The organism is Pseudomonas sp. Tul2A7 (assembly GCF_054790505.1).
The window spans coordinates 6,417,010-6,435,954 of record NZ_CP186499.1 but is presented as its reverse complement, the minus strand read 5'-3'; the positions used below and the strand labels follow the sequence as shown (position 1 = coordinate 6,435,954).

At 60.0% G+C, this 18,945-nt stretch carries 14 protein-coding genes and 4 tRNA genes; 15 read left to right on the top strand and 3 right to left on the bottom strand.

The features are described from left to right. The first annotated feature begins 209 nt into the window (after positions 1-209). The 12 genes from gltX (at position 210) to ACOYXJ_RS28685 (ending at position 9,765) form a co-directional block, all read left to right on the top strand. A complete protein-coding gene (gene gltX, locus ACOYXJ_RS28740) occupies positions 210-1,691 on the top strand; it encodes a glutamate--tRNA ligase (RefSeq protein ID WP_007913414.1) in 1,482 nt (493 codons plus the stop codon). A gap of 203 nt (positions 1,692-1,894) precedes the next feature. Beyond that, a tRNA-Ala gene (locus ACOYXJ_RS28735) sits at positions 1,895-1,970 on the top strand. Between the two features lie 79 nt (positions 1,971-2,049). Then, positions 2,050-2,125, top strand: a tRNA-Glu gene (locus tag ACOYXJ_RS28730). A 53-nt stretch (positions 2,126-2,178) separates the two neighbouring features. Further along, positions 2,179-2,254: transfer RNA gene (locus ACOYXJ_RS28725), tRNA-Ala, on the top strand. A gap of 79 nt (positions 2,255-2,333) precedes the next feature. Then, positions 2,334-2,409 (top strand) — tRNA-Glu (locus ACOYXJ_RS28720). A gap of 182 nt (positions 2,410-2,591) precedes the next feature. Continuing rightward, positions 2,592-3,131 carry a TetR/AcrR family transcriptional regulator gene (locus ACOYXJ_RS28715; RefSeq protein ID WP_007913421.1) on the top strand — a complete coding sequence of 180 codons (540 nt, stop codon included), beginning with the start codon at positions 2,592-2,594 and terminating at the stop codon, positions 3,129-3,131. 30 nt (positions 3,132-3,161) lie between these two features. Next, positions 3,162-3,995, top strand: coding sequence for an alpha/beta fold hydrolase (locus ACOYXJ_RS28710; protein ID WP_150794302.1), 834 nt, complete (start codon positions 3,162-3,164; stop codon positions 3,993-3,995). A 46-nt stretch (positions 3,996-4,041) separates the two neighbouring features. Beyond that, positions 4,042-4,491: an acyl-CoA thioesterase gene (locus ACOYXJ_RS28705; protein WP_460372950.1), complete on the top strand. Its 450-nt coding sequence runs from the start codon at positions 4,042-4,044 to the stop codon at positions 4,489-4,491. A 158-nt stretch (positions 4,492-4,649) separates the two neighbouring features. Beyond that, entirely contained in the window at positions 4,650-5,609 is a 960-nt protein-coding gene (locus ACOYXJ_RS28700; RefSeq protein ID WP_460372948.1) for a tRNA dihydrouridine synthase, read from the top strand. Positions 5,610-5,730: 121 nt separating this feature from the next. Next, positions 5,731-6,177, top strand: a complete 447-nt coding sequence (locus ACOYXJ_RS28695; RefSeq protein ID WP_007913433.1) for an Hsp20 family protein — start codon at positions 5,731-5,733, stop codon at positions 6,175-6,177. 187 nt (positions 6,178-6,364) lie between these two features. After that, positions 6,365-7,060, top strand: coding sequence for a DUF1266 domain-containing protein (locus tag ACOYXJ_RS28690; RefSeq protein ID WP_460372946.1), 696 nt, complete (start codon positions 6,365-6,367; stop codon positions 7,058-7,060). Then, positions 7,057-9,765: a DUF805 domain-containing protein gene (locus ACOYXJ_RS28685; protein WP_460372944.1), complete on the top strand. Its 2,709-nt coding sequence runs from the start codon at positions 7,057-7,059 to the stop codon at positions 9,763-9,765. The genes ACOYXJ_RS28690 and ACOYXJ_RS28685 overlap by 4 nt, the downstream gene beginning before the upstream one ends. On the opposite strand, the gene ACOYXJ_RS28680 is transcribed toward ACOYXJ_RS28685, so the two are convergent. The 3 genes from ACOYXJ_RS28680 to ACOYXJ_RS28670 all read right to left on the bottom strand — a co-directional run bounded on the left by ACOYXJ_RS28680 (position 9,762) and on the right by ACOYXJ_RS28670 (position 15,777). Then, positions 9,762-11,453, bottom strand: coding sequence for an Hsp70 family protein (locus ACOYXJ_RS28680; protein ID WP_460372942.1), 1,692 nt, complete (start codon positions 11,451-11,453; stop codon positions 9,762-9,764). The genes ACOYXJ_RS28685 and ACOYXJ_RS28680 overlap by 4 nt on opposite strands. A gap of 86 nt (positions 11,454-11,539) precedes the next feature. Continuing rightward, entirely contained in the window at positions 11,540-14,818 is a 3,279-nt protein-coding gene (locus ACOYXJ_RS28675) for a sensor domain-containing protein (protein ID WP_460372940.1), read from the bottom strand. 74 nt (positions 14,819-14,892) lie between these two features. After that, positions 14,893-15,777, bottom strand: coding sequence for a LysR family transcriptional regulator (locus tag ACOYXJ_RS28670; protein ID WP_095123117.1), 885 nt, complete (start codon positions 15,775-15,777; stop codon positions 14,893-14,895). A gap of 140 nt (positions 15,778-15,917) precedes the next feature. On the opposite strand from ACOYXJ_RS28670, the gene leuC reads away from it, so the two are divergent. The 3 genes from leuC (at position 15,918) to ACOYXJ_RS28655 (ending at position 18,894) form a co-directional block, all read left to right on the top strand. Further along, entirely contained in the window at positions 15,918-17,336 is a 1,419-nt protein-coding gene (gene leuC, locus ACOYXJ_RS28665; protein WP_460372938.1) for a 3-isopropylmalate dehydratase large subunit, read from the top strand. A gap of 11 nt (positions 17,337-17,347) precedes the next feature. After that, the gene (leuD, locus tag ACOYXJ_RS28660) at positions 17,348-17,992 is read left to right on the top strand and encodes a 3-isopropylmalate dehydratase small subunit (protein WP_007913445.1); all 645 of its coding nucleotides are present in this window, start codon (positions 17,348-17,350) and stop codon (positions 17,990-17,992) included. 134 nt (positions 17,993-18,126) lie between these two features. Then, positions 18,127-18,894 (top strand): class I SAM-dependent methyltransferase, encoded by a 768-nt coding sequence (locus tag ACOYXJ_RS28655; protein WP_460372936.1) that lies wholly within the window; start codon positions 18,127-18,129, stop codon positions 18,892-18,894. Positions 18,895-18,945 lie beyond the last annotated feature (51 nt).

Below are 18,945 nucleotides of genomic sequence, written 5' to 3'. Positions count from 1 at the left end.
AATTGTAAGGAAAGTTATCAGCAGGCGAATCTGGCATACAGCCGATAAACGGTAAATGCCATCCGCTGATATTTGCCCATTCACCACGGCTTACGGGCGTTCCAGAGGCAAACTTGGCTTAAATGCCCTGCCTGCTGGAGCGGGGCGGGTGTCGCCTGTTACCATTCGCCGCTTGATTGTTTTGCTTTTCATTCTTTTCGAGACATGCCATGACCACCGTCCGCACTCGCATCGCGCCATCGCCTACCGGGGACCCCCACGTAGGTACCGCTTACATCGCATTGTTCAACTACTGCTTTGCCAAGCAGCATGGCGGTGAGTTCATCCTGCGCATCGAAGACACTGACCAGTTGCGTTCGACCCGCGAGTCTGAACAGCAGATCTTTGATGCCCTGCGCTGGTTGGGTATCGACTGGAGCGAAGGCCCGGACGTCGGCGGCCCGCACGGCCCGTACCGGCAGAGCGAGCGCGGTGACATCTACCAGAAGTACTGCCAGCAACTGGTCGACATGGGTCACGCGTTCCCGTGCTTCTGCACCGCTGAAGAACTCGATCAGATGCGCGCCGAGCAAATGGCTCGCGGCGAAACTCCGCGTTACGACGGCCGCGCGCTGCTGCTGTCGAAAGAAGAAGTCGCCGCCCGTCTGGCTGCCGGCGAACCGCACGTAATCCGCATGAAAGTGCCGAGCGAAGGCGTTTGCGTGGTGCCGGACATGCTCCGTGGTGATGTCGAGATCCCATGGGATCGCATGGACATGCAAGTACTGATGAAGACTGACGGTCTGCCGACGTACTTCCTCGCCAACGTCGTCGACGATCACCTGATGGGCATCACCCACGTGCTGCGCGGCGAAGAATGGCTGCCATCGGCGCCAAAACTGATTCTGCTCTACGAATACTTCGGCTGGGAACAACCCGAGCTGTGCTACATGCCGCTGCTGCGTAACCCGGACAAGAGCAAGCTGTCCAAGCGCAAGAACCCGACCTCGGTGACGTTCTACGAGCGCATGGGCTTCATGCCGGAAGCGATGCTCAACTACCTCGGCCGCATGGGCTGGTCGATGCCGGACGAGCGCGAGAAGTTCTCGCTGCAGGAAATGGTCGACAATTTCGACCTCAAGCGTGTTTCCCTCGGCGGGCCGATCTTCGACATCGAGAAGCTGTCCTGGCTAAACGGCCAGTGGCTGCGTGATCTGCCGGTGGAAGAGTTCGCCGCACGCGTGCAGAAGTGGGCGTTCAATTCCGAATACATGATGAAGATCGCGCCGCACGTTCAGGGTCGCGTCGAAACCTTCAGCCAGGTTGCACCGCTGGGCGGGTTCTTCTTCGCTGGTGGCGTCAATCCGGATGCCAAGCTGTTCGAATCGAAGAAACTCTCCGGCGATCAGGTTCGCCAGTTGATGCAGTTGATCCTGTGGAAGCTGGAAAGCCTGCGTCAGTGGGAGAAGGACAACATCACCGCGACGATTCAGGCAGTGGTCGAATCCCTCGAGCTGAAACTGCGTGATGCGATGCCGCTGATGTTTGCTGCGATCACCGGTCAGGCGAGTTCGGTCTCGGTGCTCGATGCCATGGAAATCCTCGGCCCGGATCTGACCCGGTATCGTCTGCGCCAGGCAATCGACCTGCTGGGCGGCGTGTCGAAGAAAGAAAACAAAGAGTGGGAAAAGCTGCTGGGCGCTATCGCTTAAGCACGCCTGACTCTGCAGGAACCACCGAAGGCCGGGATCTTTTGATTCCGGCCTTCGGCGTTTTTACCCCCGAATTTACGGGGGAGGGCGGTAAGTGATTGTTATGCCGACGAAAAACTTTGAAATTTTTCAAAAATAAGTTTGACAGGCTTTCGATACGCCCTTAAGATTCGCCCCGTCCTCAGCGATGACATCAACGATGAGGGGCTATAGCTCAGCTGGGAGAGCGCCTGCATGGCATGCAGGAGGTCAACGGTTCGATCCCGTTTAGCTCCACCAATTTACACTTCGAAGCCTGGCCACACCGGCTCCGAAGCGATCAACACTCAGCGTTGATCAGTTGTATAGAAGGGTTTGCGTCCCCTTCGTCTAGTGGCCTAGGACACCGCCCTTTCACGGCGGTAACAGGGGTTCGAGTCCCCTAGGGGACGCCAGTTTTACAGAAGCGATGTTACAAAATGTCGCTCCGCCGCGAGGCGAAAAATCCGGGGCTTTAGCTCAGCTGGGAGAGCGCCTGCATGGCATGCAGGAGGTCAGCGGTTCGATCCCGCTAAGCTCCACCAATTTACAAGTTCAAGGTCTGGCCACACCGGCCTTGAATCGATCAGATCTCAGCACTGATCAGTTGTATAGAAGGTTTGTGTCCCCTTCGTCTAGTGGCCTAGGACACCGCCCTTTCACGGCGGTAACAGGGGTTCGAGTCCCCTAGGGGACGCCACGATTACCCGCTCTGCGGGATTTTATAAGGGTCATTCAATTATTGAATGGCCCTTTTGTTTGTCTGGCGTTTGGCCAATTCTCCTTTTTCCTTACACTGTGCTTCAGACCAGCGGTCATATCCTTGACTTGCAGAATATTATTATGCGAATAATATTCTAGTCGTAATATTCGGAGGCAACGATGAACGATAAAAAAGCTCAAACCCGCGAACGCATCCTAAAGGCTGCCAGCGCCGCACTGATTCAGCGCGGCCCGGCTGACCCGAGCGTGGGCGAAGTGATGGGCGCAGCCGGCCTCACCGTCGGTGGCTTCTATGCGCACTTCGAAAGCAAGGACGCGATGATGCTCGAAGCGTTCAAGCAATTGCTCGGTCGCCGCCGCGACCTGATTGCCGACATGGATGCCGAATTGACCGGCGAAGAGCGCCGCGCTCTGGTCGCTGCGTTTTACCTGTCGCGCAAGCATCGTGATTCCAGCGACGCGGCGTGTCCGATTCCAGCTTCGATTGGCGAATTGGGTCGTCTGCCGGAATCGTTCCGCATCGCGCTGAACGAACACCTGGAGTTGATGATTGCGCAGTTGGCGTCCAGCCCTGAGGACACCGACAAAGCCCTGGCCGACGTGGCCTTGATGGTGGGTGGTCTGGCGCTCGCAAGGGCGTTGGGCCCGGGAGATTTATCCGATCGATTGCTGCGCGCTGCCAAGTCGGCGGTGCGTTGACCTGAAGGCAACACGCCTGAGGAGAGAGCGATGAACACGTTGAAGTGGGTTCGTGGCGTTAATGGCACCTTGGGCTGGATTGCACCGCAACGGGTAGCGAGCAAAATGCGTCTGGCGTTCATGACGCCGCGGTCGTTGCCGCTGCGCGATTGGGAGCTGCCGCTGCTGGCCAGCTCCGAACGCATCACTTTGCGCTTTGGCCTTTCGGCGCTGCGCTGGGGCCAAGGCCCGACCGTGCTGCTGATGCACGGCTGGGAAGGGCGGCCAACCCAGTTCGCTGCCCTGATCACCGCGCTAGTCGAGGCCGGTTATACCGTTGTTGCCCTGGATGGCCCGGCCCACGGGCGTTCGCCGGGGCGTGAAGCCAATGTCGTGCTGTTCGCTCGGGCGATGCTCGAAGCGGCTGCCGAGTTGCCGCCATTGCAAGCGGTCATCGGTCATTCCATGGGTGGCGCCAGCGCGATGCTCGCCGTACAACTGGGCCTGCGCACCGAAACCCTCGTCAGCATTGCCGCGCCGGCTCGAATCCTCGGCGTACTGCGCGGTTTTGCCCGCTACGTCGGTATGCCGCCGCGAGCGCGTTCCGCCTTTATTCGTCAGGTCGAACAAGATGTCGGGATGCGCGCCGCGACTCTCGACGTTGCCCACTATCAACTGGATATGCCTGGCCTGATCGTGCATGCCGAGGACGACAACTTCGTCTCGGTCAAGGAGTCGCAACTGATCCACGAATCCTGGTTCGACAGCCGCCTGTTGCGCCTTGAAGGCGGCGGGCATCAGCGTGTGCTGGCCGACCCGCGAGTGGTTGATGGCGTGTTATCACTGCTGGCCGGCCGCAGCCTTCAGGCGCGCCAATCGGCGTGAGCTCCGTTACACTGCCCCGGTTGAATACATTGATCGGGAGTGGGGCATGGGCTGGGATCGGGCAACGCCGTTTACCATTGATCTGCAAGTAGGCGCCGAGGACATTGACGGGCTGGGCCACGCGAACAACGCGGTGTACGTGACTTGGCTCGAGCGTTGCGCCTGGCGTCATTCGCAGCGTCTGGGCCTGGATCTGGTCGAGTATCGGCGACTGGATCGGGCGATGGCCGTGGTCCGTCACGAGATCGATTATCTGGCTGCGGCCTATGAAGGCGACGAACTGCAATTGGCGACCTGGATCGTCGATTGGGATCAGCGCCTGAAAATGACCCGGCAGTTCCAGCTCAAGCGCCCGAGCGACAACACCACGCTGCTGCGTGCGCAAACCACGTTTGTCTGCATCGAACTGTCCACGGGCAAGCCAAAGCGCATGCCGGCCGAGTTCGTCGAGGGCTATGGTCCGGCTATCCTGCTCTCAGAATCTGCGCAAATCTAAATTGTAGGAGTGAGCCTGCTCGCGATAGCGATGTACCAGTCGATGCAGAGGTGACTGACACACCGCGATCGCGAGCAGGCTCACTCCTACAAGGTTTCTGCGATTTCTTGCGATATCCAGTAAACTGCCGCACGTTTTTCTTCAAGTAGTGTTTTCCCATGCAAATTGCTCTGGCGCCCATGGAGGGGTTGGTCGACGACATTCTCCGCGACGTGCTGACCCGCGTTGGCGGCATCGACTGGTGCGTGACCGAATTCATTCGGGTCAACGATCAGTTGCTCACGCCGGCCTATTTCCACAAGTTCGGCCCGGAGTTGCTCAACGGTGCACGCACCGCGTCCGGTGTGCCATTGCGCGTGCAATTGCTCGGTTCCGATCCGGTGTGTCTGGCGGAAAACGCTGCACTGGCCTGCGAACTCGGCTCCGAAGTGATCGACCTCAACTTCGGCTGCCCGGCCAAGACCGTGAACAAATCCCGTGGCGGCGCCGTGCTGCTGAAAGAGCCTGAACTGCTCAATCAGATCGTCGAACACGTGCGCCGCGCCGTACCCGCGCATATTCCTGTGACCGCGAAAATGCGCCTGGGCTTCGATAGCCCCGACGGTTCGCTGGTCTGCGCCACGGCGCTGGCTGAGGGCGGCGCCGAGCACATCGTGGTTCACGCCCGTACGAAAATGGACGGCTACAAACCACCAGCACACTGGGAGTGGATTCCGCGCGTGCAGGACGTGGTCAAAGTCCCGGTGTTCGCCAACGGTGATATCTGGAGCGTCGAAGACTGGCGGCGTTGCCGCGAAATCAGTGGTGTGGAAGACATCATGCTCGGTCGCGGTCTGGTGTCGCGCCCGGATCTGGCCAAGCAGATCGCCGCCGCTCGTGCTGGTGAGGAAGTCGTCGAGATGACCTGGGCCGAGCTGATGCCGCTGATCCAGGACTTCTGGTTGCAAGCCAAAGCGAAGATGACTGCACGCCAATCGCCGGGCCGTTTGAAGCAATGGCTGGCCATGCTGACGCGCAATTATCCCGAGGCTACCGAGCTGTTCACCGTGCTGCGCCGTGAGACCGAGCCGGATCACGTCTCGCGTCTGCTCGGTTTGCCGGTCGCCGAAGCGGCCTGAAAAAAATCTGCAAATAATCTCTTGAAATCATTTCAGCGGTCCCTATCTAAGGGTTACGCGATGCCGAATTCGGGTCGCGGAGTCAAAAAACCTTGCTGATTGTTTTCAGGAGATTTGAACCATGAGTACTGCATTTTCCCTCGCGCCACTGTTCCGTTCCTCGGTAGGTTTCGACCGTTTCAACGACCTGTTCGAAACCGCCCTGCGTAACGAGCCAGGCAGCAGCTACCCACCTTACAACGTCGAAAAGCACGGTGATGATCAATACCGCATCGTCGTAGCGGCAGCCGGTTTCCAGGAAGAAGACCTGGAACTGCAAGTCGAGAAAGGTGTGCTGACCATCAGTGGTGGCAAGCGTGATGCCAACGAAGGCGTGACCTTCCTGCACCAGGGCATCGCCCAGCGTGCGTTCAAGCTGTCCTTCCGCCTGGCCGATCACATCGAGATCAAGGCTGCCGATCTGAGCAACGGTCTGCTGAGCATCGACCTGTTGCGGGTGATCCCGGAAGAAGCGAAAGCCAAACGCATCCCGATCAACGGGACGCAGAAGCCGGCGTTGCAGCACTGAGTCATGCGCCGCAACACAATCGTCTGAACCGGCGATGAGCCGCTGAATGAAGGCCCCGATACGTCGGGGCCTTTTTTGTGCGCGCAAGAAAACCGTTGTGCGACTTTGCCGCTGGCGGCGGTTTCTCTACAATCCACGGCAGTTTTGCCGACCCCATTCCTCACCGGTCGGCCTGGAGCCTTTTTTCATGGACGAGATTCAACAGCGCTGGCTGTGCGCCCTGTCTGCACCCATGGCGGCGATCAATACCGGCGCCAGCTACGACGACCCCGCGTTCTGCAATGATCGCTACATTGATCTGCAGGACAGTTGGGGGATCGATGACCGTGGCCAGCTGTTCGACATGCTCGTACGGATGACCGACGACGGCCATGCCAAGCACCTCAGCGCGGCCTACTTGGCGTGGCAGCGTTGTCTGCCGAGTGAATGGCAGGCCTTGCTGGACGATCTCTCCCCCCGTGAACGCATCCTGCACGAGTTTGCCAGTCGCACCTTCGGCAGTTGTGGGCCGGGCGGGATACTGTCCTGGGACTATGGCCGCATGGGCTTTCTCTTGCGCTGTGCGGTGCGCAATCAGTGGGTCGACCTGGACGAAAGCAATTGGCTGCACAGTCGTTTGGCCCTCAGAGCGCAATTTCACTACGGTAGCTGGATGGCTTACTTCGATGGCTTTGTCGTGGGCCGGACGTTTTGGTCCTGCCTGAGTGCCAGCGACGATGAGCTGGCGCGCGAACTCGATCGACAAGGCGCCAACGCCCTTAACCTGCGGATTGCCCGCGGCCTTGCCGAAAACATCCCTCGGTTCCTTGCTGATTTGCCGTGGCATATGGAAATCGATTTGCCGCCACGCCCGGCATCGCTCAAGGAGTTCGACTGGTCATGAGTTGCTGGATCCGCTTGGGCATCGAGCCTACCACCGACGAAAACCTGATCCGCAATGCCTACCGCGCACGTTTGCCAGCGCATCATCCGGAGACCGATCCGCAAGGGTTTCAGGCGCTGCGCATGGCCTACGAAAACGCCCTGCGTCTGGCGCGTGAAGACGAGGAAGAAGAGCCCGAGGACGAGGACGAGGACGAGTCCCAGGCCTCAGAACAGACTGTCGTTGAGGTTCCTCCGGCGTTCGGGGCGTTCTGCGAGCTGCTGGATGATCCCGCGCGCCGGTTCAATTTCTCCGCGTGGCAGGCCTTTGTCCGAGGGCTGGATGAGCTGTCGCTGGACGTGCTCGATGAACTCAACTGGGCGCTGTACCACCGGATGGCCGACGCCGGTCCGTTGTCGTACCGTTGCGCGAATCTGTTGGCCAAACGTATGGCCTGGGATCAACAGTTGCTGGATCTGGGTTTCGACGACGCACATCGGGTGGAATCCTTTCTCCAGCGAATCGAAACGCCGGACCCGTTCGATACGGATCTGATGAGCACATGGTCAGAGGCTGCGCAGACCGAATCACTGTGGTACGCCCGCAGCCTCGACTTCATCTTCAACCAGCGTCCACTGCCTGAGTTCGCCGACTTCGCCACTCAGCACACCTGCCTGCCGTTGCCGGAGGATGCCGCGTTCCTCAAGCGTCTGTTGGTGCAGTTCACTCAAGCGGGAATCGGCGGGCCGACGTTTTTGCAGTGCTGTATCGAGCAGCAGCTTGCTGCACCGGACGATGTCGACTGGCTTTACCTGCTGGCGTGTCAGAACAGTCTGCTGGGGCGGGACGATCAGGCATTGCCGTGCTGGATCCGGCTGTGGAACGAACATCGCCATCCGATGGCGGAAAGTCGTCTGCTGGAGTTGTGTGCCAAGCGTCAGCCGACTTTTCTGCCGCTGCTGATTCAGGCATTCGATCGCCTGCAGGGTATTTCTGCCTGGCCAGAGGATCTTGGCGATGACGCCCAGGTGTATGGCTGTCCGTCACAACATCCCGAGACGCTGAACCGCTGGCTGGGTGTCGGGCGGTTAAAGCTTGAGAGCCTTGCGCACAGTTTTGTCGATTGGCGCATGAGCGGTGATGAGCTGCCATTGCTCGCGCGATTGCTGGGCGAAAATGCCGACAGCCGATTGCTGCATCTGTACCGGCATGCCTGGGCGCTGCATCGCGGTGATACGGCGTTGTTGCAGCAGATTGTGGATGCACCGTTGCCGATCGATGCCCTCGAAAGCCTGGTGATGAGTGGGTTCAAATATCAGGCCGAGCAACACCTGCGCTGGTTGCGCAGGGCACCGATTGCGTTGGCCATGAGCGCGTTCAGCGACACGGACTCAGGTTCGCGGCCATTGCCGCAGGTGCTGACCGACGGCGAGCCGCACAAGGTCTGTCGGCTGTGGTTGCGGCGCTTGCGGCCTTACAACGACGCTGCGCTGGAACGACTGGCAGACGCGTTCACGCTGGCCGCGGTCAAAGATGATTGCGACTTGTCCGAACTCGACTTGATTCTGCAGTTGAGCCGGCGCGGGATTCAGTTGCCACCGGTCGGGCTGGGTGAGGCCACTTGGGAGTGGCATGCGCAGACTTTGTTTTTGCTGGCGTTGCTGGAACAACCCGAACGCTGGTTGCAGTTGATTGACGCGCAGTGCCTTGAGCGCCTGCCATTCAATCCGGCTCATCCTTTGAGTCGCCTGCAACCACTGCTGCGGCGCTTGCTGCGCGAGCAAGGCAATTGCAACGGTTTGCTCGGATGGCTGCAAGGCAATGATCCGGTGCACGGTTTGCTGGTGCAGCAATTGTTCAGCGTAGAGCAGGCACTCGACAGCGTGCGGTTGCCTGCCAATACCCTGCTTTACACCTGCCTCGAAAGTGATCGTGCGGCATGCGGCGACGATTTGCTGGGTTTGATGATGTTCTGGGGCGTGCTCTATCACGACCCGAGCCTGAGTGCCGAGCAGCATCGCGCATTGTTGCAATCGATTGCGGCAATCAGTTGTGAGGATGAATGGTTCGAAGGCTTCCGCGACGGTTTGATCAAGGGCGAACCGGTGTGGCCGCCGCGCAAAGTGCTGACGGATTTTGGTGTCGACAAACTGCTGGCGTACGAGGCGCTGGACGCGCTCAAGGGCTTGATTCGTTATGGCGCTGCCGGGGTGCCGAAAACGCGCGTCCTGCGCCAACTGCAACAGGGCAAGGACGATGTGCAGAACAGTGTCGGGTTGCGCCTGGCCCTTTGCGCGATATTGTCCTGGTCGGAACGATTACTGCTGGCGAAAAGCGATGTGCAGCCGGTACCGGCGACCGCGATCTGGCGTCTCGGCTCGCGGTTGGGGCGCAAGGCTTTTATCGCTCAGGTCTTGGGGTGTGTGGTAATTGCGCCGGTGGCAGGGCTGATCAGTGGCACCACGGGCGCTGGCATCCTTATCCTGTTATTGGCCGTGCTGCTGGTGTTCGGCGCCATTCTGCGTCGCTTGCACGACATGGGCCGGGGCATTCCGACGTTGCTGATCTTCATGGCGCTGACGCCGGTTCTGCCATTTTTGCCGTTGGTGTTGTTCGGGCTTGCCGGTGACAAGTTGCCCAACCGCTATGGTGTGCCGCCGGACAGCGGCGATACCGAGATGCTGTCCGGCGGCCTGCAGGCCGCGTTGCGGCGGCTCAACGGTTAGAGACGCAGTTGATCCAGCGCCTTGTTCAGCTCTGAGCGATGGCTGGCGATCTCCGCGGGTTGCTGGCCGCCGAGCACGCTGGTGAAGTTGTGCAACCATTCGGCAATGTGCTCGCGTTGCTCGCCCAGACTCTGCATCCATGCCCGCTCCAGACGAGCCAGCAATGTGCGGTTGGGCAGCGCATCGCGCGGATGGACTTTCAGAGTGGACAGCCGGTTATGGCTGTCGCGGCGCGCTTGCTCGTCCAGACCGGTGGGGCTACGGTCGATGCTGTGACTGTGGCGCTCTCCGGTTTCGAGCAGGGTGACGTCGACTTCGAGCAAACCGTTGATGTCATAACTGAAGCGCACGTCCAGTTCCTGGATGTGTTGAGTAGGCGTCAACGTGACATCGAAAGCATCAATCAGAATGTTGTCGCAAACCCACGGCCGTTCACCCTGATAGACGGCGATGCGCAGCAGCGATTGCTTAGGCTGGGTGGTGTAATAGCGCTCCACCCTTGACGTCGGAATGATGGTGTTACGTTCGATGATGGGCGAGAAGGCTCCTTTGATGTCTTCGCCACGCATGGTCGCAATCCCCAGCGTATACGGGCAGACATCCGTCAGAATCAACTCTTCGACCGCACCGTCGCGCGCCTTGCACGCCGCTTGCGTCGCCGCCCCCAACGCAACAATGGTATCCGGATCAAGATGCCGGTAAGGCAGGCGCCCGAACAGCGTGGCGACCATTTGCTGCACGGCCGGCATGCGCGTGGCGCCGCCGACCAGTACCAGGCTGTCGAGGTCGCGAGGTTTGAGGCGGGCATCGCGCAGGGCTTGCTCGATCGGCGCGCGCAAACGGGCCAGCAACGGTTCCCAGATTTTTACCGCCGCCGCTTCGTCCAGTGACCATTCGAAGGTCTTGTCGGCGTAGCGCCAGCTCAGGTGTTGAGTGCCTTCGCCGAGTTTGCATTTGAGCTGCTCAAGGGCATCACCGAGGCTGGCCATGCTTTGCGCATCGACCATTGCCGGGGTCAGTTGCCAGTGTTTCAGGCAGGCCTGCAACAGCGCGGCCGTGAAGTCTTCGCCGCCGAGAAAGTTGTCGCCGGTGGAGGCGTGCACTTCGATCAGCGGCAAAGCGTATTCCAGCACCGTGACGTCGAAGGTGCCGCCGCCGAGATCGAAGATCAGCGTGCGTTCGAATTTCTGCTCATGCAGTCCGTAAGCCATGGCGGCGGCCGTCGGTTCGTTGATCAGGCGCGTCACCGAGAGCCCGGCCAGTTCGGCGGCGAACAGCGTGCGTTTGCGTTGTTCATCGCTGAAATACGCCGGCACGGAAATCACCGCTTCCGACACCGGGTGGCCGAGAAAGGCTTCGGCGTCCTGCTTGAGTGAGCCGAGCACCAGCGCGGACAACTCTTCGGGGCTGAACTGACGTGTGCCGAGCTGGACTTGTTTATCGCTGCCCATGAAACGCTTGAATGCTGCAGCGCTGCGCTCGGGGTGCGTAGTCAGGCGGGCGCGGGCGGCTTTGCCGACCAGAATCGTGTCGTCTTCATCGAGGCTGATCACCGAGGGCGTCAGCACATCGCCCAGAGCGTTGGGAATCAGTCGGGCCTGACCGTCCTGCCAGACGGCGATCAGGCTGTTGGTGGTGCCAAGGTCGATGCCCAGCAAAGCCGGGCGGGGGAGGGTTGCATCCTGCATGACAGATCTCGAAACGGCGCAAAAAACGCGACCCTACAGGTTGCCGCAAATCGTGGCAATTGCGCGTCTGTTGCAACGTGCAGCGGTTATGGCAGGAGCTTTTTCAGATCCTCCAGCGCAACCGGTCGACTGTGCAGATAACCCTGATACAGATGGCAGCCCAGACCTTGCAGGAACGCCAGTTGTTCCGGGGTCTCCACACCTTCGGCAATCACCTCCAGCTCAAGGCTGCGCGCCATGGCGACAATCGCGCGAATGATCTCGGCATCGTTGGGGTCAGTGGTCGCATCTCGAATAAACGACTGATCGATTTTCAGCGTGTCCACCGGCAGCCGCTTGAGGTAAGTCAGCGACGAATAACCGGTGCCGAAGTCGTCCATGGCGAAACTTACGCCGAGCTTTTTCAGCCGGCGCATTTTGCTGATGGTGTCTTCCAGGTTCTGGATGACGATGCCTTCGGTGATTTCCAGTTTCAGCAGCGAGCAGGGCAGGCCATGGCTGCTCATGCTGTGTTCGATGCGCTCGACAAAATCGTTCTGGCGGAACTGTCGCGGGCTGATGTTGACGCACAGGCTGAAGTTCAGCGGGTCGACCAGTTTCAGCGCAATCAGTTGTTTGAAGGCATTGCAGGCTTCGTCGAGGATCCACGTGCCGACTTCGAGAATCAGGCCGCTGTCTTCCAGCACCTTGATGAACTCGGTAGGCGACTGCGCGCCCAGTTCCGGGTGATTCCAGCGCACCAGGGCTTCGGCGCCGATGATGCGGTTGTCGCGGGCATCGACCTGCGGCTGAAAGTGCACGTTGAATTCACCGCGCGACAGCGCCAGACGCAGGTCGGTCTCCATGCGCAGCCGCTCGCTGGCGGCTTTCTGCATGGTGTTGTGGTACATCTGCGTGGTGTTGCGCCCGGAATCCTTGGCCCGGTACAGCGCAATGTCGGCGCGTTTGAGCAGGTCGGTCGGCGTCGAGCCGTGATCGGGGATCAGCGCCACGCCGATGCTCGGCGTCACTTGCAGGCGCTGGCCGTCGAGGAACATCGGTTCCGAGAGCAATTCGCGCAGGGTGTCGGCCAGATTGCGCACTTGCGTGCTGACTTCATTGCGCGAGCCTTCGAGACCGCTGAGCAATACCACGAACTCATCGCCACCGAGGCGCGCGACCGTGTCTTCCATGCGCACGCTGGCTTCGAGCCGCGCGGTGATGATCTTCAGCACCGTATCCCCGACCGGATGGCCGAGGGAGTCGTTGATGTGCTTGAAGTGATCGAGATCGAGAAACAATAAGGCACCGCGCAGGTTGTGGCGCTTGAGCAGGGCGATCTGCTGGCTCAGGCGATCCATCAGCAGGGCGCGGTTGGGCAGGTTGGTCAGCGGGTCGTGATAGGCCAGATGGCGAATCTGCGCTTCGGCGTTTTTCAGCAGGCTGACGTCCCGCGCGGTCAGCAGCAGGCACGCGGTTTCATTTAGCGTGATCGGTTCGACCGAGACCTCCACCGTCAGCATTTCCCCGCGTTTGTTGCGCCCGAGCATTTCCTGATGATGCACGCGACCTTTGATTTGTAACTCGGCGAGTAAGGCCGAGCGCTGTTTTTCCTCTGCCCAGATACCGACCTGATACACGGTTTTGCCCACGACCTCTTCAGCACGATAGCCAGTGAGACGGCAGAAGCCGTCGTTGACCTCCAGATAACGTCCGGTGTCGCGTTCGGTGATGGTGATTGCGTCCGGGCTGGAGTGGAACGCCTTGGCGAATTTCTCTTCACTGGCTTTCAGCGCTGCTTCCGAGCGCTGCTGCTGGGTAATGTCGCGCAGGGTGGTGACGATGCAGGGCTGATCGCCGACGCTGATCTGCCGGCTGGAAATCACGCAGGTCAGCGACTGGCCGTCCTTGTGCTGGACGATGATCGCGACGTTGCTCAGGCCTTGTTCGCGGATAACCCTTTCGATGCGTTGCAGGCTTTTTGCCGATGCGTCCCACAGGCCGATTTCTTCGGCGGTGTGGCCGATCACGTCGGCGGCGCTCCAGCCGAAGGTCTGGGTAAAGCTGTTATTGATTTCGATGAACTCGCCACTGTCCTGGCGGGTGACGCAGATCGGGTCCGGGCTGACCTGGAACAGCGTGGCGAATTTCTCTTCCGAGGCCACCAGCCGCTGCTCGCGCTCGACCTGATCAGTGATGTCGAGCAAGGTGCCGGCCATGCGCAGCGGCGCGCCATTGTCGTCACGGTAGAGGCGGGCGCGGCTTTCCAGATAGCGCGAACTGCCGTCCGGCAATTGCACGCGATAGGTCAGCTGATAATTGCCCGCCGGGCCTTCGCGCAGGCTGCGGTAGGCGTCGCGCATGCTGTCGCGTTCCTCACCGGGCACGCCTTCGAAAAACTCTTCGAACGACTCATGAAACGGTTTCGGTTCCAGCCCGTGCAGTTGCGCGGCCCGCGCTGAACCGTAGAGCATGCCGCTGGGGATGTGCCAGTCCCAGGTGCCGAGCTGTGCCGAGTCCAGCGCCAGATCGAGGCGTTCCTGGCTGTCCTTCAAGGCGTGTTCGGCGGCTTTGCGTTCGGTGGTGTCGAGGAAGGTGCTGAGCAGATATGGCTGGCCTTCGAGCTCGACTTTCTGCGCGCTGAGAATGCCGTCGTGAATCTGCCCGTTGCTGGCGCGAAACTGCACCTCCATGCTGATCAATTCGCCCTTGGTGTTGGTCTTCTTCACCAGTTCGCCGCGTTGCTCCGGATGCACCCACAAACCCAGCTCAAGGGTGGTGCGGCCGATGGCGCTCTGCACCGGCCAGCCGAACAGGCTTTCGAAATACTGATTGGCTTCGCTGATCAGGCCGTCTTCCTGGCGGGTCAGCAAGACCATGTTCGGGCACAGGTGAAAAAGTGTCGCGAAACGTTTCTCCGAGCTGCTCAGGGCCTGTTCGCGTTGGCGCTGGTGGGTGATTTCACGAATCACCCCGATCATTCGGGGGCGGCCGTTTTTGTCCGGCAGCAGGCTACCGTTGATCTCCAGCCAATGCAGACTGCCGTCGGGCCAGCGGATGCGGTGGTGCATCGCTTGTTCCAGCGGCGCACCGGCAATCACGGCGTGGAAGGCGCGAACGGTTTTGGCGCGGTCTTCCGGCGGCAGCAAATCAAGGTATTCGAGATCTGCTGGCAGCGGTTGCCGCGGATCGAAGCCGAACAATGCCTGGGTGCCACGCGACCAACTGATCTGCCCGCGCTCGATGTCCCAATACCAGGCGCCGAGCCGCGCACCGTTGAGCGCCGCCAGCAATTGCGGCGCACTCTCCCAGCTCTGCTCGGAATGACGCGGGTCAATCGCCTGAATACGCGGCATCGGCGGAGTTCGGTCAACAGATTTCGGCATTGTGGACAGGCCTTGAGCTGATGGTGGCATTAGGCACAGGGGCAGCGGCTCTATAGGAGTAGCACAAGTTGGCCTCAAGTCCCTGGCAGATCGATTTGTGCATCCAGCAACGCCATAAAGGCTCTTGCCGCGTTCGAGAGCGTCCGTTCAGTGTGCAGGATATAGCCTAGCTGGCGACTGAGCTGTATGCCCGGCAATACGATGCTCGCCACCTGCTCATCGAGCATGGTGCGCGGCAAAACGCTCCAGGCCAGGCCGATCGAGACCATCATCTTGATGGTTTCCAGATAGTTGGTACTCATGGCGATGTTCGGCGTCAGCCCTTGGGCCTCGAACAAGCGCTGGACAATATGGTGGGTGAAGGTGTTGCCACCGGGGAAAACCGCCGGATGACCGGCGATGTCGGCCAGATTGACCGGGCCATTGCTGATCAGCGAATGCTCCGGGGCGACCACGAAATCCAGCGGGTCATCCCACACCGGTGTGGCTTTGACCAGTGTGTGTGGCTCAGGCGCGAGGGTGATGACCGCCAGTTCGGCACGGCCGTGGAGAATTTCCTCGTAGGCCACTTCCGAGTCGAGGAACTGAATATCCAGCGCCACCTGTGGGTAGCGACGGGTGAATTCCCTTAATAGCGGCGGCAAACGGTGCAGGCCAATGTGGTGACTGGTGGCCAGGGTCAGGCGCCCGCTGACTTCGCCGGTCAGATTGGTCAGCGCGCGGCGAGTATCATCGAGCACGTTGAGAATCTGATAAGCCCGCGGCAGCAGGGCACGCCCGGCCTCGGTCAGGCCGACTTCACGGCCCAGCCGATCAAACAACCGCACCTTCAATTGCTGCTCCAGCCCGGCGATGCGTTTGCTGATCGCTGGCTGTGTCAGGTGCAAGCGTTCGCCGGCGCCGGAGAAGCTGCCGGTCTCGGCAATCGCGATAAAAGCGTTGAGGTTGGCCAGATCCATGTTCGTATTCCAGTTGGTTATCCAAAGCATAAAAAATATGAATTTGAGTTATTTAATCTAACCCCATAGGATCGGCCTCACAAGCCAAAGGGTTATTGATAAGCCCAGGGCATAGAAACAAGCTGATGAGGAACCGTCTGATGGCCGGCAAAACGCTCTACGACAAGCTCTGGGATTCGCATTTGGTCAAGCAGCGCGACGATGGCTCGGCGCTGATCTACATCGATCGTCACATCATCCACGAAGTGACCTCGCCGCAAGCCTTTGAAGGCCTGCGTCTGGCCGGGCGCAAGCCTTGGCGCATCGATGCCAACATCGCGACCCCGGACCACAACGTACCGACCACCCCGGAGCGCAAGGGCGGCATCGAAGCCATTGCCGACCAGGTCTCGCGTTTGCAGGTTCAGACCCTCGATGACAACTGCGATGAATACGGCATTGTCGAGTTCAAGATGAATGACGTGCGCCAAGGCATCGTTCACGTGATCAGCCCGGAGCAGGGCGCGACCTTGCCGGGCATGACCGTGGTCTGCGGCGACTCGCACACCTCGACCCACGGCGCGTTCGGCGCTTTGGCTCACGGTATCGGCACTTCCGAGGTCGAGCACGTGCTCGCCACCCAGTGCCTGGTCGCGAAGAAAATGAAGAACATGCTGGTTCGCGTTGAAGGGCAATTGCCGTTCGGCGTGACCGCCAAGGACATCGTCCTCGCAGTGATCGGCAAGATCGGCACCGCCGGCGGTAACGGCCATGCCATCGAATTCGCTGGCAGCGCAATCCGCGACTTGTCCGTCGAAGGCCGCATGACCATCTGCAACATGTCCATCGAAGCTGGCGCTCGCGTCGGTCTGGTGGCCGCGGATCAGAAGACTGTCGATTACGTGAAGGGCCGTCCATTCGCCCCGAAAGGCGCGGAATGGGACATGGCTGTCGAAGCCTGGAAAAACCTGGTCTCCGACGCCGATGCCAAATTCGATACCGTGGTTGAACTCGACGCTGCGCAGATCAAGCCGCAAGTCAGCTGGGGTACCTCCCCGGAAATGGTTTTGGCCGTTGATCAGAACGTGCCGGACCCGGCCAAAGAGATGGATCTGGTCAAACGCGACTCGATCGTCCGCGCCTTGAAATACATGGGTTTGACTGCCAATCAGGCGATCACCGACATTCTGCTGGATCGTGTATTCATCGGTTCCTGCACCAACTCGCGCATCGAAGACTTGCGCGCTGCGGCGGTGATCGCCAAGGGCCGCAAAGTCGCGTCGACCATCAAGCAAGCGATCGTGGTGCCGGGCTCGGGTCTGGTCAAGGCGCAAGCCGAAGCCGAAGGTCTCGACAAAATTTTCCTCGAAGCCGGTTTCGAATGGCGTGAGCCGGGTTGCTCGATGTGCCTGGCGATGAACCCGGACCGTTTGGAGTCCGGCGAGCATTGCGCCTCGACGTCCAACCGTAACTTCGAAGGCCGTCAGGGCGCCGGTGGCCGTACCCACCTCGTCAGCCCGGCCATGGCGGCGGCGGCAGCGGTGAACGGTCGTTTCATCGACGTTCGTGAATTGATTTAAAGGAGCACAGCATGAAAGCTTTTACTCAGCACACTGGTCTTGTCGCGCCTTTGGATCGTGCCAACGTCGACACTGACCAAATCATTCCGAAACAGTTTTTGAAGTCGATCAAACGCACCGGTTTCGGCCCGAACCTGTTCGATGAATGGCGTTACCTCGATGTGGGGCAGCCGTATCAAGACAACTCCAAGCGTCCGCTGAACAAGGACTTCGTCCTCAACGCCGAGCGTTATCAAGGCGCCAGTGTGTTGCTGGCCCGTGAGAACTTCGGTTGCGGCTCCAGCCGTGAACACGCGCCGTGGGCCCTGGAAGAATACGGTTTCCGCAGCATCATCGCGCCGAGCTACGCCGACATTTTCTTCAACAACAGCTTCAAGAACGGCTTGTTGCCGATCATCTTGAGCGACGCTGAGGTTGATGAGTTATTCAAGCAGGTTGAGGCCGAGCCGGGTTATCAATTGCAGGTCGATCTGCAAGCGCAGACCGTGACCCGTCCGGATGGCAAGGTGTACAGCTTCGAGATCGATGCGTTTCGCAAGCACTGCCTGTTGAATGGTCTGGACGATATTGGCCTGACCTTGCAGGACGGTGATGCGATTGCGACGTTTGAGGCCAAGCACCGTGTGAGCCAGCCTTGGTTGTTCCGCGACGCATAATTTGCGTATGGCGAATGGCGCCATCGCGAGCAGGCTCACTCCTACAGGGGAACGCATTCCAAATGTAGGAGTGAGCCTGCTCGCGATGAGGTCCGCAAAGGCAATACAAGACTCCAACCCAAAAGGAAGTCCCCATGACCAGCACCGCCCAGCACACCCAGGTCGTACAAAAGCAATTCGGTGAACAGGCCGCCGCCTACCTGAGCAGCGCCGTTCACGCGCAGGGCACCGAATTCGCACTGCTACAAGCTGAGCTGGCCGGGCAGGGCAACGCACGGGTGCTGGACTTGGGTTGCGGCGCCGGTCATGTCAGTTTCCACGTCGCACCGCTGGTCAGGGAAGTGGTCGCCTACGACCTGTCGCAGCAAATGCTCGACGTGGTCGCCGCCGCTGCCGTTGATCGCGGTTTCACCAACATTGCCACGGTCGATGGCGCCGCCGAGCGCCTGCCGTTTGCCGATGGCGAGTTCGACTTCGTGTTCAGCCGTTATTCGGCGCATCACTGGAGCGATCTCGGCGTGGCCCTCCGCGAGGTGCGTCGGGTGCTGAAACCGGGCGGTGTGGCGGCGTTCGTTGATGTGTTGTCACCGGGCAGTCCGTTGTTCGACACTTACCTGCAAAGCGTTGAAGTGCTGCGTGACACCAGTCATGTGCGCGATTATTCCGCCGCTGAGTGGCTGCGGCAGGTCAGCGAGGCCGGTTTGCACGTGCGCAGTACCACGCGTCAGCGCCTGCGTCTGGAGTACACCAGTTGGGTTGAACGCATGCGCACGCCTGAAGTGATGCGCGCGGCGATCCGCCAGTTGCAGCAGTCGATGGGCAATGAAGTGCGCGAATATTTTGAGATTGATGCTGATGGTTCGTTCAGTACAGATGTCATCGTGCTGATGGCCGAGCGATAAGAATTTTTCCGGGCGCGCCTAAGGTGGCGCACCGACTGAAGACACGAGGAA